The organism is Serratia sp. Ag1 (assembly GCF_000743355.1).
In the GTDB taxonomy this organism is placed as follows: domain Bacteria; phylum Pseudomonadota; class Gammaproteobacteria; order Enterobacterales; family Enterobacteriaceae; genus Chania.
In genome coordinates this window covers 341948-355860 of record NZ_JQEI01000003.1, presented here as the reverse complement: position 1 = coordinate 355860, position 13913 = coordinate 341948, and the positions used below count along the sequence as shown (strand labels likewise).

The 13913-nt window shown below is 55.8% G+C and carries 15 protein-coding genes; 9 read left to right on the top strand and 6 right to left on the bottom strand.

The window, feature by feature from the left end; all coding sequences use genetic code 11:
* The first annotated feature begins 1 nt into the window (after position 1).
* Entirely contained in the window at positions 2 to 871 is an 870-nt protein-coding gene (locus tag IV04_RS02905; RefSeq protein WP_037397114.1) for a LysR substrate-binding domain-containing protein, read from the top strand.
* Positions 872 to 883: 12 nt separating this feature from the next.
* On the opposite strand, the gene sseA is transcribed toward IV04_RS02905, so the two are convergent.
* From sseA to IV04_RS02890, 3 genes are all read right to left on the bottom strand, one after another.
* The gene (sseA, locus tag IV04_RS02900; protein ID WP_037397117.1) at positions 884 to 1729 is read right to left on the bottom strand and encodes a 3-mercaptopyruvate sulfurtransferase; all 846 of its coding nucleotides are present in this window, start codon (positions 1727 to 1729) and stop codon (positions 884 to 886) included.
* Positions 1730 to 1806: 77 nt separating this feature from the next.
* Positions 1807 to 2301, bottom strand: coding sequence for a DUF523 domain-containing protein (locus tag IV04_RS02895; protein WP_037397120.1), 495 nt, complete (start codon positions 2299 to 2301; stop codon positions 1807 to 1809).
* 34 nt (positions 2302 to 2335) lie between these two features.
* Positions 2336 to 3793: a PLP-dependent aminotransferase family protein gene (locus IV04_RS02890; protein WP_037397123.1), complete on the bottom strand. Its 1458-nt coding sequence runs from the start codon at positions 3791 to 3793 to the stop codon at positions 2336 to 2338.
* 178 nt (positions 3794 to 3971) lie between these two features.
* Between IV04_RS02890 and IV04_RS02885 the strand changes: the two genes are divergently transcribed.
* Together IV04_RS02885 and IV04_RS02880 are read left to right on the top strand one after the other, a co-directional pair.
* A complete protein-coding gene (locus IV04_RS02885; RefSeq protein ID WP_081893155.1) occupies positions 3972 to 4157 on the top strand; it encodes a DUF1127 domain-containing protein in 186 nt (61 codons plus the stop codon).
* Between the two features lie 267 nt (positions 4158 to 4424).
* Positions 4425 to 5555 carry a Gfo/Idh/MocA family protein gene (locus tag IV04_RS02880; protein ID WP_037397128.1) on the top strand — a complete coding sequence of 377 codons (1131 nt, stop codon included), beginning with the start codon at positions 4425 to 4427 and terminating at the stop codon, positions 5553 to 5555.
* Between the two features lie 37 nt (positions 5556 to 5592).
* Here IV04_RS02880 and IV04_RS02875 read toward each other — a convergent pair whose 3' ends face one another.
* Genes IV04_RS02875 through IV04_RS02865 form a run of 3 tightly spaced genes read right to left on the bottom strand, consistent with a single transcriptional unit; the run spans position 5593 to position 8714 of the window.
* A complete protein-coding gene (locus tag IV04_RS02875; protein WP_037397130.1) occupies positions 5593 to 7464 on the bottom strand; it encodes an amidohydrolase in 1872 nt (623 codons plus the stop codon).
* Positions 7465 to 7475: 11 nt separating this feature from the next.
* On the bottom strand, positions 7476 to 8021 hold the full coding sequence (locus tag IV04_RS02870) for an antibiotic biosynthesis monooxygenase (protein WP_037397133.1): 546 nt from the start codon (positions 8019 to 8021) through the stop codon (positions 7476 to 7478).
* Positions 8022 to 8069: 48 nt separating this feature from the next.
* Positions 8070 to 8714: a hydrolase gene (locus IV04_RS02865; RefSeq protein WP_037397136.1), complete on the bottom strand. Its 645-nt coding sequence runs from the start codon at positions 8712 to 8714 to the stop codon at positions 8070 to 8072.
* A gap of 139 nt (positions 8715 to 8853) precedes the next feature.
* Between IV04_RS02865 and IV04_RS02860 the strand changes: the two genes are divergently transcribed.
* The 6 genes from IV04_RS02860 to IV04_RS26375 all read left to right on the top strand — a co-directional run bounded on the left by IV04_RS02860 (position 8854) and on the right by IV04_RS26375 (position 13845).
* Positions 8854 to 9762: a LysR substrate-binding domain-containing protein gene (locus IV04_RS02860; RefSeq protein ID WP_037397139.1), complete on the top strand. Its 909-nt coding sequence runs from the start codon at positions 8854 to 8856 to the stop codon at positions 9760 to 9762.
* A gap of 92 nt (positions 9763 to 9854) precedes the next feature.
* Positions 9855 to 10778, top strand: coding sequence for an ABC transporter substrate-binding protein (locus IV04_RS02855; protein WP_037397140.1), 924 nt, complete (start codon positions 9855 to 9857; stop codon positions 10776 to 10778).
* A gap of 60 nt (positions 10779 to 10838) precedes the next feature.
* The gene (locus IV04_RS02850; protein WP_304413314.1) at positions 10839 to 11990 is read left to right on the top strand and encodes an ABC transporter permease; all 1152 of its coding nucleotides are present in this window, start codon (positions 10839 to 10841) and stop codon (positions 11988 to 11990) included.
* Positions 11990 to 12925 carry an ABC transporter ATP-binding protein gene (locus IV04_RS02845; protein WP_037397145.1) on the top strand — a complete coding sequence of 312 codons (936 nt, stop codon included), beginning with the start codon at positions 11990 to 11992 and terminating at the stop codon, positions 12923 to 12925. Before IV04_RS02850 ends, IV04_RS02845 begins: the two co-directional genes overlap by 1 nt.
* The gene (locus IV04_RS02840; protein WP_037397147.1) at positions 12922 to 13680 is read left to right on the top strand and encodes an ABC transporter permease; all 759 of its coding nucleotides are present in this window, start codon (positions 12922 to 12924) and stop codon (positions 13678 to 13680) included. The genes IV04_RS02845 and IV04_RS02840 overlap by 4 nt, the downstream gene beginning before the upstream one ends.
* The gene (locus tag IV04_RS26375) at positions 13681 to 13845 is read left to right on the top strand and encodes a hypothetical protein (RefSeq protein WP_161782085.1); all 165 of its coding nucleotides are present in this window, start codon (positions 13681 to 13683) and stop codon (positions 13843 to 13845) included.
* Positions 13846 to 13913: the final 68 nt, after the last annotated feature.

Below are 13913 nucleotides of genomic sequence, written 5' to 3'. Positions count from 1 at the left end.
CATGGGGCGAGTGACCTTTGATCTCGACGATTTGCGCAGTTACGTGGCCGGTATTGAGCTGGGCAGCTTTGCCAAAGCGGCGGAGCGCTTGGGGCGTTCGACTTCGGCGGTCAGTGCGCATTTGAAAAAACTCGAACAGCAGGTGGGGGTGCCCATTCTGCGCAAATCCGGGCGTGGCATGGTGATGACCGAAGCAGGTGAAACATTGCTGGGCTATGCTCGCCGTTTGCTGGAACTGAATGATGAAGCGGTAACTGCGGTGCGCGGGTTGGATTTACAGGGCCGAGTGCGTTTAGGCCTGCAGGAAGATTTTGGCGAAACTTTTTTACCGCAGGTGTTGGGCAGTTTTGCCCGGGCGCACCCGAAGGTGTGCATTGAAGCGCGTATTGCCCGCAATGCTGAGCTGATCGACTGGGTACTGAAAGGGCAACTGGATCTTTCGTTGGCCTGGGATGGCGGCGTGAATACTCCGTTTCAGCAGGATTTAGGGCTGCGTTGGATGCACTGGATCGCCGCGCCGGGTTTTGATTTGGCACAGTGGCGTGCCAGCGGTGAAGCGTTGCCGCTGGTGGTATTCGATGCACCTTGCCTGATGCGCAGCGCGGCAACCGCCGCATTGGATCGCGCCGGGATCCCGTGGCGTATCGCTTTTACCAGCCGTAGCCTTAATGGCATCTGGGCTGCGGTCAGTGCTGGGTTAGGTGTAACGGTACGCACCGAGAGTGGGTTGCCACCGGGGCTGGTGCGGCAGGATCCGGCAGCATTGCCGACACTGCAGCAGATTGGTGTGAAGTTACATCGGGCAGAGGAACAACCGGATGACGCCATCCGGTTGTTAGCGCAGATTATTATTGAGCGGTTACGCGAATAATGTGCATATCATTTAATCTTGAGCAATCGGCTGGTTGCCACTCAGCAGACCCCACTCGCTCCAGGCTCCGTCATACAGCTTCACTTGATGCGCATCGAGCGACAGCAAACCTAATGCCAGCACGGCGGCGGTCACGCCAGAACCGCAACTGACGATGGTGGGTGCGGTGAGGTCCACCCCTTTATCGAGGAAGGTTTTTTTCAGCGCCGCCAATGATTTGAAACGGCCAGCTTCCAGCAGATTGCCATACGGGATATTGATGCTGCCAGGAATATGACCACGGTGTAAACCGGGGCGGGGTTCTGGGGCTTGAGCATAAAAGCGTGGTGCTGCGCGGGCATCAAGGATCTGCTGTTTATTATGCATAGCCTGTTCAACCTGCTGCATATTGACCACCGCATCGGTATTAAAGCGGGCGTTGAAGGTGGCAGGTTTCGGCTGAGCAGCCCCCGTTGCCAGTGCATTGCCACGCGCGATCCAACCATTTAAACCTTCGTCCAGAACGTAAACGTTGCGTGCCCCAAAGTTGCGGAATGTCCACCAGCCGCGCGGTGCAGAGAACAGGTTGCCTTCATCATAGAATACGATCGTATGTTGTTCGCTGATACCCAACTGACCGGCTACGGCGCTGAACTCCTCCGGCGTTGGCAGCATATGTGGCAGCGAGGTATTTTTATCTGCTACGTTATCGATATCGAAATAGACTGCACCTGGGATATGTCCACGCTCAAATTCGGCCAGCATGTCTTTTTTGGGAACCAGGCCGACCGGAGACATACGGACGTCGACCACTACCAGATTCTCATCGTTAATATGTTGTTCAAGCCACTGCGCAGTCACCAAAAATGGAGAGTTCATTGTTGTTATCCGCCTGTTTCTGAATTGGGGTTTTACTATACACCAGCGGCAAGGCGACAGCTGCAAGATGAAGAGGCTTACTCAGCGGCCTCAACGCAGGCGATCAACATTTCAATCTGATGCTCGGAAAAAACGTCAATACCGTTCTGGCGCAATAATTCGGCGGTAACACCGCTGCCGGGCTGGGTCTGGCCACCGAATGAGCCGTCATAAATTGTCTGGCTACCGCAAGAAGGGCTGCGATCGCTGAGCAGGGCGAAGCGGCAACCGTGCAGGCGCGCGGTATCCAGTGCCAGATGTGCGCCGAGTAGATAAGGCTCGGTGACATCGTTGCCGTCAGCATCGATGACTCGGGCCTTACGTGCGATCACTTCTGTTCCATTGGCTGCGGCGGCAATTTCAGCGGGTGGGCGTGGCGTAGAAAAACCCGCCGCCAGCTCAGGGCAGCAGACCACAAATCTCCCTTCCTGTTGCCAGCGCTCCAACGTGGAATTAACCAGCGTTTTATTGGAGGCGTTATAACGCACCTTGAAGCCTGCCAGGCAGGCACTGATTAAGATCTTGGGTAGCATGGTGATATCTCGCAAAGAACCTGGTGATAATTTTTCATTCTGGCGCGCTGAAGTCCATTTGTTTTGCAGGCTCGGACTGGCTCTGCATAATCTGGGCGATAGTCATACCTACCTGTTTTACCGCACGTTCAACGTCAGCGGTCAGCTTTTGTGCGTAGTTGATACGCAGGCAGTGACGGTATTTGCCCGAGGCGGAAAAAATGCTGCCGACGGCAATTTGTACCCCCTTATCTTCCAGATGGCGGTTCAGGCGTAGGGTATCAAACTCTTCATGCAGTTCGATCCACAGCATAAACCCGCCCCGTGGTTGGCTGACGCGGGTGCCTGCGGGGAAGTACTGGGTGATCCAACTGGTCATCAGATCGCGGTTTTGCTGATAACGAATACGCATGCGGCGCAAGTGCTGCATGTAATGGCCGTGGCGGATGAATTCTGCAATCGCAAGCTGCGGCTGAGTGGCCGTTGCGCCAGTACCGATATATTTCATGTGCAGCACGCGTTCAAGATAGCGACCAGGAGCGATCCAACCGATGCGCAAGCCGGGGGCCAGCGTTTTGGAAAATGAACTGCACAACAGCACCCGCCCGTCATCGTCGAAAGATTTGATGGTGCGTGGCCGGGGATAGCTGTAGGCAATATCACCGTAGACATCATCTTCGATAATGGCGACATCGTAACGCTGTGCCAGCATCAGCAGCCGTTTTTTACGGGCATCGGGCATGATATAGCCCAGCGGATTGTTGCAGTTCGGGGTCAGCAGGATCACTTTCACTGGCCATTGTTCCAACGCCATCTCCAAGGCTTCAAGGCTGATGCCGTTTAGCGGATCGGTCGGGATTTCCAGCGCCTTCATGCCCAGGCCTTTCAACGTTTGCATGGTGCCGTGGTAACAGGGGGAATCGACCGCGACGATATCCCCGGCCTGGCAAATTGCACGCAGCCCGGCGGAGAGCGCTTCTTGGCAACCGGTGGTGATCACCAGTTGTTCGGCATCAAGCTGGCAGCCGGAATCCAGCAGCAGGCGAGCGATCTGCTCGCGCAGGCTGGCGATGCCTTGAATGTTGTCGTAATACAAACTGCGCAAATCGCCATGGCGTGCGTTGTTGCTCAGTGCCTTGAGCAGCGGTTTGATCGTGGGTTCGCTAACGTCTGGCATCCCACGCCCCAGTTGCACCAGATCGTTGCGCGGTTTGCTGCGGGTCAGCTCCAACACGTGCTCCCATTGCGAAATATCCACCGGCCGCTGCACCGGGCGGCTGACCGCAGGCAGTTCTGCGATCGGTTGTGGTCTGTGCACGAAATAGCCTGATTTCGCCCGTGGCTCCACCAACTGGCTCTCTTCAAGCAGGCGGTAAGCCTGCTGCACGGTGCTGATACTGACGCCGTGCTCCAGGCTGAGTGCGCGTACCGAAGGCAAGCGTTCGCCTGCCACATACAGCCCTTGTTCAATGCGTTGTCTGAGGATGGTAGCCAGGGTGGCATAGCGTGTCATACAGATACCAAAAATGAGGTTGATCAGAAAAAAACCGGTACAGATGGCTTTAAATTAGACCATTCAGCGGCCTGAAAACAGTATTTGTATGGAAAAAATACCACTTTGTTGAATCTGTATTCTTTTCGGTTGGTGTCGCATGATCACTCCAGACCATAAATACAGGGAGATTATGCAGATGACGCTATTCGTCGAACAGCAGGCAGTTCAACCCCGGACGTTACGCTATTGGTTACACGCTTGTCTGCAACGTCACCAGACACGCCGTGCATTGCTGCAACTCAGTGATGAGCAATTGGCTGATATCGGCTTAAGCCGGGAGCAGGCAAGGCACGAAGGAGGCAAGCCTTTTTGGCGGGAGTGAAGGGGGGCGATGAATGCCGTTGTGACCAACACCAGGGTATTTTAAAAATTTGAAATAAAAATTCAATTAGTGTCAGGCTTTATATCGCTCCGCTCAAGTCACAACCTACTATTTCATCGAGTCTTTCAGCTTTACATGAAGGTAATCACGGATATGAGGTTTATTTTTTCACGGGCTTGTTATTGAAATTTAAATTTCATATAAGTTTGTTATTGAAATTAATTTTCATGGTAATCATATCTGCGAGAATGGGCCAAGGAGCAAGCGATGAAACAGGTGCGTGTTGGATTGATTGGCACCGGCTATATTGGCCGATGCCATGCTATTGCCTATGCCCAGGCGGGCACGGTGTTTCCCTTGAAAGGAGCACTGGTGCTGGACATGCTGGCAGAGGTTACAGCGGAACTGGCAGCACAGCGGGCGGCGGAGTTTGGTTTTGCTCGCTCAACCGCCGACTGGCGCGAACTGGTGGCCGATCCTGCTATTGATGTCGTAGATATTTGCGCGCCGAACTTCCTGCATAAAGAAATGGCGCTGGCGGCCATTCGCCACGGCAAACATGTGTACTGCGAAAAACCGCTGGCGCTGAATGTGCAGGACGCCGCTGAAATGGCGCAGGCTGCGCGGGCCCAAGGGGTAAAAACCCTGGTGGGGTTCAACTATATGAAAAACCCGACCAGCCAGTTGGCACGCCAGATCATCGCTAACGGTGAGATCGGCGAAGTAGTGCATTTCTACGGGACTCATAATGAAGATTACCTGGCTGATCCGCGCACGCCGATCGACTGGCACTGCCGCAAAGCCAGCGCCGGGTTGGGGGCATTGGGCGATCTGGCGGCGCATATCGTTAACATGGCGCATTATCTGGTGGGGGATATTGTGGCGGTTGCAGGCGATCTGCAAACCTTCATTAAACAGCGGCCCGACCCTAAAAATCCGGCTGTGCTGTGCGAAGTGGAGAACGAAGATCAGGCCAGTGCGTTGCTGCGTTTTGCCAATGGCGCGATGGGGACGATCGAGACGTCACGCATTGCCTGCGGGCGTAAAATGGGCTTGGGCTATGTGGTCACCGGCACCAAAGGCACGCTGAGTTTTACCCAGGAACGGATGGCAGAGCTGCAACTGTATCGGCACGATGAGCCAGCGGAACGCCAAGGGTTCAAAACCATTCTGGTGGGGCCACAACACCCGGATTACGCGGCATTCTGCATCAGCGCCGGGCACGGTATCGGTTTTAACGATCAGAAAACGGTCGAAATTCGCGATCTGGTCAACGGCATCGCCGCCGGAGATCGGATGTGGCCAGACTTTGAAGAGGGTTGGAGGGTTTCCAGCGTGCTGGATGCGATCGCCGCTTCTGCCGAACAGCGTCGCTGGCTGGAGCTTAATCACGGTTGATGAGGGCGGGCCCAAGGTGCTGAGCCCGCCACTTCAATCAAAACGCAAAACAAGAACAGCCAAACGCGCCCCAAAATGCATTCTCATCAGAAATGGGAATGCTGGAGCGGCGGGCAATATCATGCTGATGGGCATGAACACCGCAAGGGCCACAGCATTGATGTGCCTGGCTTAAGATCCCCACTTTGTGAGTAGCTGCCGGTGGTGCCGAGCGATAATGCCCCGGTACGTTAACGACCGGTGACCACTCCGGCAGCACCGGTAACGGTGGTGGGGAGAAGGGGGAAAAACTGCCCGCAGCATAGACAATTTTACCGTCGACTAGCGTCATCACCGATTCAATCCCTTTGATCTGCTCTTCCGGCACGCTGAAGTAATCTTGTGACAGCACTGCCATATCGGCCAGTTGGCCTACTTTGATCTGGCCTTTTTTACCCTGCTCGGTAGAGAACCAGGCGCTGCCTTGTGTCCACAGCATGAGCGCGGTTTCACGATCCAGGCGTGCGCTGTCGTCGTACATCGCCATACCGCCAACCGTGCGGCCAGAAACCAGCCAGTACAGGGCCGTCCACGGATTGTAGCTGGCGACGCGGGTGGCATCGGTGCCTAATCCCACCGGCAGTTCTGCCGCCAGCATTTTGGCTACTGGCGGAGTTTGCTTGGTGGCTTCAACGCCGTAGCGCTCGGCAAAGTATTCACCTTGAAACGCCATGCGGTGCTGAACTGCAATACCGCCGCCGAGGGCTTTCACCCGTTCGATATTGGGTTCAGAAATGGTTTCCGCATGGTCAAAAATCCAATGCAAACCGGCAAAGGGGATCTCGCGGTTAACCTTCTCGAACACATTCAACATACGGCTGATGGATTCGTCGTACGTGGCGTGCAGGCGGAATGGCCAGCGGTGTTCCACCAGATGGCGTACTACCCGCTCCAACTCATCTTCTGTACCGGCTGGCAAATCGGGCCGTGGTTGCAGGAAATCTTCGAAATCAGCGGCTGAAAACACCAGCATTTCCCCCGCGCCGTTATGGCGGTAGAAATCCGTGCCTTGGCCGGGTTTGAGCAGATCGGTCCAGAGCTGGAAATCGGCCAACTCCTGCTTAGGGCGCTGGGTAAACAGGTTATAGGCGATGCGGATGGTCAGTTGCTTTTTCTCGTGCAGTTCGGCAATGACCTGATAATCTTCAGGATAGTTCTGGAAGCCTCCGCCTGCGTCGATCGCACTGGTCAGGCCCAGCCGGTTCAGTTCGCGCATAAACTGGCGAGTCGAATTGACCTGTTGCTCCAGCGGCAAGGTGGGCCCTTTGGCCAAGGTGGCATAGAGCAACATGGCGTTGGGTTTGGCGATCAGCATGCCAGTTGGGTTACCGTGGCTGTCACGCTGAATTTCTCCCCCTGGTGGGTTTGGCGTGTCTTTGGTGTAGCCAACCACTTTCAGCGCGGCGCGATTCAGCAGCGCGCGATCGTACAGATGCAGAATAAATACCGGCGTGTCTGGGACGGCGGCGTTGATTTCATCCAGCGTCGGCATGCGGCGTTCGGCGAACTGGAACTCACTCCAGCCACCGACTACCCGCACCCACTGCGGGCTTGGCGTGCGCAACGCCTGCTCTTTCAGCATCCGCAGGGCGTCGGCCAGAGAGGGCACCCCTTCCCAGCGCAACTCCAGATTGTAATTCAATCCACCACGGATCAGATGCAGGTGAGAGTCGTTCAGGCCAGGCACCGCCGTGTGGCCGTGCAAGTCGATCACCTGGGTTTCTGGCCCGGCATATTGCATCACTTGGTTTTCGCTGCCGACGGCAATAAATTTACCGTTTTTGATCGCTACGGCCTGAGCGGTGGGGTTCTCGCGATCGACGGTATGAAATTTACCGTTGATGATGATCAATGAAGCGGTATGGCTCATAACGTTTTCCTTTAATGGCGTGTGAGCCATTGATGAAACAGGCGGGTGACGAGTGGCATCCACAAAAATACGACCAGGGCAACCACGCTGGCATCATTCAGCACATGACCGGCCAGGGTACCGCTTAAGCCCGGTAAGAGCTGGTGCCAAAACCAGGGCACCAGATTGGTCGAAGGGAAAATCACCAGCAGGGTGATGAGAAACTGTTTCCATTTGGCAGGCGGTTGCACGCGGGCGCTGGCTGGTGTGAACCAGAACTCGGCACCGGGGCGGATTTCGAGATGATCGCTACCCAACAGCAACGGCGTGACTTGCTCGATGTACTGCAAGCGCTGTGGCGAGTGGATCCACTGGTACAAGTTATCCAGATTATCGAAACGCACCAGGATGGTATAAGCCTGCTCACTGCTGGAAGGGCGGATGACATTGACACCCAGGTGGCCGGTAAAGCTGGCTGCATCGGGCATGATGCGTTTTAACCAGGCTTCATAAGCCTGCTCCTGACCAGGCACCAGATGGTGGGTAATAACCAGCGTAACGTGTTGCTGATGGGACATGGAACCGGCTCCTGAACAATCCCGGCCATTTGGGCCGGGATAACGATGTTATTTCACATTGCGCGCTGGGGCGTGATGCACCATGGTGTAGGCATAGTCAACGCCCATGCCGTAGGCACCGCTATGTTCGCGTACCAGATCTATCACGGCGTCGTAGGTTTCTTTGCGTGCCCAGTCGCGTTGATACTCGAGCAGAACCTGCTGCCAGGTGACCGGGATCGCACCCGCCTGCACCATGCGATCGATCGCACGTTCATGGGCATCGACGGAAGTACCGCCAGACGTGTCGGTGACCACATACACTTCATAACCGGCTTCCAGCGCCATTAAGGCCGGGAAGGTCAGACAGACTTCGGTCCACAGTGCAGATAGCACCAGTTTTTTACGGCCAGTCGCTTCAACCGCTTTCACGAACGCAGCGTCTTCCCAAGAGTTCATTGAGGAGCGTTCGATCGGCGTGCTTTCAGGGTGAGTCGCCAGGAGTTCCGGCCAGATATAGCCGCTGAAACTTTCGGTTTCGACAGAGGTGAAAATTGTAGGCACATTAAAAATCTTGCCCGCTTTGGCCAGCGCGACTACGTTGTTTTTCAGTTGTTGGCGATCAATATTGGCAACGCCAAAAGCCATTTGAGGCTGATGATCGATAAAGATCAGAGCGGAGTTTTTCGGGTCAAGCAGCTGAAGTTTAGACATAATTTACCTTCCAATTAGAATTCGTGTTCATAAAACAGACAGGCTGTATCAGTGAATTGCATGGTAGGTAGATGCCGTTTCCAAAGATAGCGCAGAAATTTTGTCTTCTTGTTAAGTTTTTTTATATAGAGGGTGCGAAGTGAGAATAAACCTGGAGGCTTTGCTGATCCTGGACGCTTTAGAGCGCCACGGTTCATTTGCAGCGGCGGCGGCTGCGTTGTTTAAAACGCCGTCGGCGCTGAGTTACATGGTGCAGAAACTGGAGAGTGACCTGGATATCACCTTGCTCGATCGCTCTGGGCACCGGGCAAAATTCACCGATACCGGCAAACTGATGTTGGACAAGGGGCGGATATTGCTGCGTGCGGCACAAGATCTGGAGCAACAGGCGCGCTATGTGGAAAGCGGTTGGGAGAGCGATCTCACGCTGGCCGTGGATGCGTCTTTTCCTTTTGAATGTCTGTTGCCGCTGATTGACGAATTTTATCGCCATAACCATCACACCCGGCTGCGTTTTAGCCACGAGGTACTGGCCGGTTCTTGGGAGGCTTTGGTTCACGACTGCGCTGACATCGTGATTGGTGCGATCTGTGAACCGCCTTCCCGCGCAGGTTTTTCTTTCGGCACACTGGGGCAACTGGAGTACATTTTTGCCGTTGCCCCGCATCATCCACTGGCGACGATGCCGGAACCGCTCTCGAAAACGACGATCCGCCAGCATCGTGCGGTGGTGGTACATGACACTTCGCGCGTTAATAAGCCGCAAAACCTGCACGTGCTTGATGAGCAGGATCAACTGACGGTGTTTAACTTTGCAGCCAAACTGCAGGCACAATTGGCCGGGTTGGGCTGTGGTTATCTGCCCGATTATCTGGCGCAACCTTACCTGAAAACGGGCCAGTTGATCGCGAAAAGCGTTGAGACAGAACGTTATAGTGATACCGTGTATTTCGGCTGGCGCGAAAGCGCGACCGGTTTGGCGGCAGCCTGGTGGCGTGAGCGGTTGCAGGCTGGTGTTGATGCGGGCTCGGTTTATGCTGGCCCTTAATCTGAACTATCATTTAATGCGCTACCTTGACCCGGTGTGCGTAAACGATCCGGCGACGTAGCCGGGGAACCTCATTTGCGAAAGGAACAGGCATGGCTATGACTCCATTAGGTGGGCGTTTTCTGGCTCTGGCACTGACCATGTTGACCGTTGGCGCTGCGCAGGCGGCTGAGACGGTACGTGTCGGCTCCAAAATTGATACCGAAGGATCGTTACTCGGTAACATCATCGTGCAGGTGCTGGAAGCTAACGGCATCAAGACCACCAATAAACTGCAATTGGGCCCTACCAAGGTGTTGCGCGGGGCGATCACCTCCGGCGAGATTGATATTTATCCGGAATATACCGGTAATGGCGCTTTCTTCTTCGCGGACGAAAAAAATCCGGTGTGGAAAGAGGCTAAAGCCGGGTTTGAGAAGGTGAAGCAGCTCGATTACGAGAAAAACCACATTGTCTGGCTGGATGCGGCTCCGGCAAACAATACCTGGACCATTGCCGTCCGTCAGGATGTGGCAGAGGCTCATCATCTGAAAACCCTGGCGGATCTCAGCCAATGGATCAACAGCGGAGGCAACTTCAAACTGGCTGCATCGGCAGAATTTATTGAACGCTCTGATGCGTTACCGGCTTTCCAGAGCGCTTATGGCTTTAAGCTGAATCAGGATCAGTTGCTGTCGTTGGCCGGTGGCGATACGGCGGTAACCATCAAAGCGGCGGCAGAGCAGACATCGGGGGTGAATGCGGCGATGGCTTACGGCACCGATGGCCCGGTGGCGGCATTGGGGCTGCAGACGCTGCAGGATCCAAAAGGCGTGCAACCTATCTATGCCCCAGCGCCGATTATTCGTGAGGCCGCGTTGCAAGAACATGCCAATATTGCCGAACTGTTGAAGCCGGTTTTCGCTACGCTGGATGGCCCGACCCTGCAAAAGCTGAACGCGCAGATCGCCGTGGAAGGGCAGGATGCCAAGCAGGTGGCGGTAAACTACCTTAAAGAGAAAGGGTTGGTTAAATAACTGAAACCGGGGGCGGGTAAAACGGCCCCACGAGTTATCGAACAGGGAGCCGTTTTGACTATTGCTGTAAAAAACCGCGTACTACTGACGTTATTTATCATGCTGCTGCTGGCAGCCTTTGGCCTGCCGTTTCTCAGTTATGCCCCCAACCGCTTGCTGTCTGGCAAGAGCATTACCCTGATATCACTGTTACATGGCCCGGCGCTGTGGCTGCTAGTACCGCTGGCGCTGCTGGCGGTTCTCAGCCTGTTGCCGCCCGCACGGCGTTCTGCGTTGCTCACGGTGTTCACGGCCAGCGCGTTACTGGCGCTGATTTTTTGGCTGAGTGGTGATGAGGCGCAACGGTTGGCGCAGCAAGGCTCGCCGCTGGCACGTACCGCGTGGGGCAGCGGTTGCTGGCTGATGATGGCGCTTTGCGGATTGATTGCGGCGGATGCCATGGCGCGCCTGGCCCTTTCGCACCTGTGGCGTATGTTGGGTAATCTGCTGGTGATGCTGCCCGCAGGATGGCTGCTGTTCAGCGGCCAGTTGGATCAGCTTTCTCTGCTGAAGGAATATCACCATCGGCAGGAGGTGTTTGATGCGGCGCTGTTGCAACACCTGACTATTCTGCTGGCCACCATGGTGCCCGCCTTGTTGATGGGGGTGCCGCTGGGCGTGCTGTGTTACCGCTCAGAACGCTGGCAAACGCCGATTTTCTCTACGCTGAATATTATTCAGACCGTGCCTTCCATCGCCCTGTTTGGCTTGCTGATTGCACCGTTGGCGGGGTTGGTGGCTGCGCTGCCGTGGCTGACCAAGCTTGGGATCGGCGGTGTTGGCATGGCACCAGCGATTGTTGCCCTGGTGTTGTATGCCTTGTTGCCGCTGGTACGCAGCGTTGTGGCTGGTTTACAGAGTATTCCCGCCAGCGTAATGGAGTCGGCCAATGGCATGGGGATGACCCGTGTGCAGACGTTCTGGCGCGTGCAACTGCCTTTGGCACTGCCGCTGTTCCTTACCGGCGTGCGCATTCTGGCCGTTCAGACCGTGGGGATGGCGGTGGTGGCTGCCCTGATCGGGGCCGGTGGTTTTGGTGCCATTGTGTTCCAAGGGTTGCTCAGCAGTGCGCTGGATCTGGTGCTGCTTGGGGTGCTACCGGTGATCGCCATGGCGGTGATCCTGGACTCGCTGTTCAAATTCATCATTTCATTGCTGGAAGTGACGCGCTGATGATTCGTTTTGATCGGGTAAGCAAGGTTTTTCAGGGTAAACCGGCGGTTGATGACCTGTCGCTGAATATCGCCGAGGGGGAGTTCACCGTGCTGATTGGCACCTCCGGTTCCGGTAAATCCACCACCTTAAAGATGATTAACCGGTTGATTGAGCATGACGAGGGCAAGATCTATTTTGCCGGTGAAGAGATCCATAAATTCAAACTGCAGGATCTGCGCCGCCGCATGGGGTATGCCATTCAGTCAATCGGCCTGTTCCCGCATTGGACGGTGGAGGAAAATATTGCCACCGTGCCGCAGTTATTGAAGTGGCCGCGAACACGTATCCGCGAGCGGGTCACCGAACTGATGGCGTTGCTGCATCTGGAGCCGGAACGCTTTCGCCGACGCTATCCGCATCAGCTTTCTGGTGGGCAGCAACAACGGGTTGGCGTAGCGCGGGCGCTGGCCGCCGATCCCGAAGTGTTGCTGATGGATGAGCCTTTTGGCGCACTCGATCCGGTGACCCGGGTGACTTTGCAGCAGGAGATCGCGCGCATTCATCAGCTTTCTGGCCGTACTATTGTGCTGGTAACCCACGATATTGACGAAGCACTCGGCTTGGCGAACCGCATCGTGCTGCTGGATCAGGGCCGGGTGGTGCAACAGGGCACGCCGCTGGCGTTGCTGACCGAGCCGGTCAATGATTTTGTGCGGGATTTTTTTGGCCGTAGCGATCGCGGCATCAAACTGCTGGCATTGGGTACGGTCGCCGAGCGTATGCGGCCAGGTCATGCAGCAGGGGAGCCGATTCCGGCGAAGATGAACCTGCGTGATGCGCTGTCGGTATTTATTGCTCGCGGCAGTGAATGCTTACCGGTGGTGAGTGAACAGGGCGAGGCGCTCGGCGTGCTGTATCTCAGTGATTTGATCGCGCAGCAGGCGTTGTCATGAAGATGTATTCTGCAGGATGGTGGCGCGATCCGCTGCCGTGGACTTTTGCGCTGCTACTGGCACTGGTGTTTGGCATGAACCAACTGCATGGGCTGTTCGCAGCCTGGTTCCCAGAGTTGGAAAGGCCGGTGTATCAGCAGGACAGCTTTATTGCGCTGGTAGCGGCACATTTGTTGCTGGTGGCCGTTTCGAGTTTGATTGCGGTGCTGATTGGCGTCACGGCTGGAGTGGCGGTGACGCGCGGGGCGGGGCGTGAGTTCCGTTCACTGGTAGAGACCGTGGTGGCTATTGGCCAGACGTTTCCGCCAGTGGCGGTATTGGCGGTTGCGGTGCCGGTGATGGGCTTTAGCGAACAACCGGCGATTATTGCCTTGGTGTTGTACGGTTTGCTGCCGATCCTGCAGGGAACGCTCAGCGGGATCGAATCGGTACCGGTCAGCACGCGTGAGGTGGCTCAGGGAATGGGCATGAGCCACAGGCAGATTCTGTGGCAGGTTGAGCTGCCGCTGGCGGCTCCGGTGATTGTGGCCGGTATCCGAACTTCGGTGATCATCAATATCGGCACGGCGGCCATCGCCTCTACGGTAGGGGTCAAAACGTTGGGTTCGCCGATCATTATCGGGCTGAGCGGTTTCAATACCGCTTACGTGATCCAAGGGGCTGCGGTGGTGGCGCTGCTGGCGATTATCACCGACATGTTGTTCGAACGCTGGGTGCGCTATCTGACGGTTTGGCGTCAATCATCAACGGGTTGAGTGGCTCGGGGCCATACCAGCAAGCTAACTGGCGGTGAAGCCGGTTTCCTGCTGGCGGCGGTAGGGGGATTTTACTTGGTTTGCAGCGTCGCCGCTGGGGTGGTGTTGGTCGGTACCTCTTGGGTGGCCGGAGCCTCTTCGTGCGGGGTAGTTGACCGGGTATAGATATTCAACCCGGCCATGAAGACGCCAGCCAGAGAACTAAAGGCACACAGGGCGATGACGACAAGGAA

What these genes read in the sequence shown, in the direction of transcription:
- IV04_RS02905 (WP_037397114.1), top strand. Translation starts at nt 2, where the DNA reads ATGGGGCGAGTGACCTTTGATCTCGACGATTTGCGCAGTTACGTGGCC.
- sseA (WP_037397117.1), bottom strand. Translation starts at nt 1,729, where the DNA reads ATGAACTCTCCATTTTTGGTGACTGCGCAGTGGCTTGAACAACATATT.
- IV04_RS02895 (WP_037397120.1), bottom strand. Translation starts at nt 2,301, where the DNA reads ATGCTACCCAAGATCTTAATCAGTGCCTGCCTGGCAGGCTTCAAGGTG.
- IV04_RS02890 (WP_037397123.1), bottom strand. Translation starts at nt 3,793, where the DNA reads ATGACACGCTATGCCACCCTGGCTACCATCCTCAGACAACGCATTGAA.
- IV04_RS02885 (WP_081893155.1), top strand. Translation starts at nt 3,972, where the DNA reads ATGACGCTATTCGTCGAACAGCAGGCAGTTCAACCCCGGACGTTACGC.
- IV04_RS02880 (WP_037397128.1), top strand. Translation starts at nt 4,425, where the DNA reads ATGAAACAGGTGCGTGTTGGATTGATTGGCACCGGCTATATTGGCCGA.
- IV04_RS02875 (WP_037397130.1), bottom strand. Translation starts at nt 7,464, where the DNA reads ATGAGCCATACCGCTTCATTGATCATCATCAACGGTAAATTTCATACC.
- IV04_RS02870 (WP_037397133.1), bottom strand. Translation starts at nt 8,021, where the DNA reads ATGTCCCATCAGCAACACGTTACGCTGGTTATTACCCACCATCTGGTG.
- IV04_RS02865 (WP_037397136.1), bottom strand. Translation starts at nt 8,714, where the DNA reads ATGTCTAAACTTCAGCTGCTTGACCCGAAAAACTCCGCTCTGATCTTT.
- IV04_RS02855 (WP_037397140.1), top strand. Translation starts at nt 9,855, where the DNA reads ATGGCTATGACTCCATTAGGTGGGCGTTTTCTGGCTCTGGCACTGACC.
- IV04_RS02845 (WP_037397145.1), top strand. Translation starts at nt 11,990, where the DNA reads ATGATTCGTTTTGATCGGGTAAGCAAGGTTTTTCAGGGTAAACCGGCG.
- IV04_RS02840 (WP_037397147.1), top strand. Translation starts at nt 12,922, where the DNA reads ATGAAGATGTATTCTGCAGGATGGTGGCGCGATCCGCTGCCGTGGACT.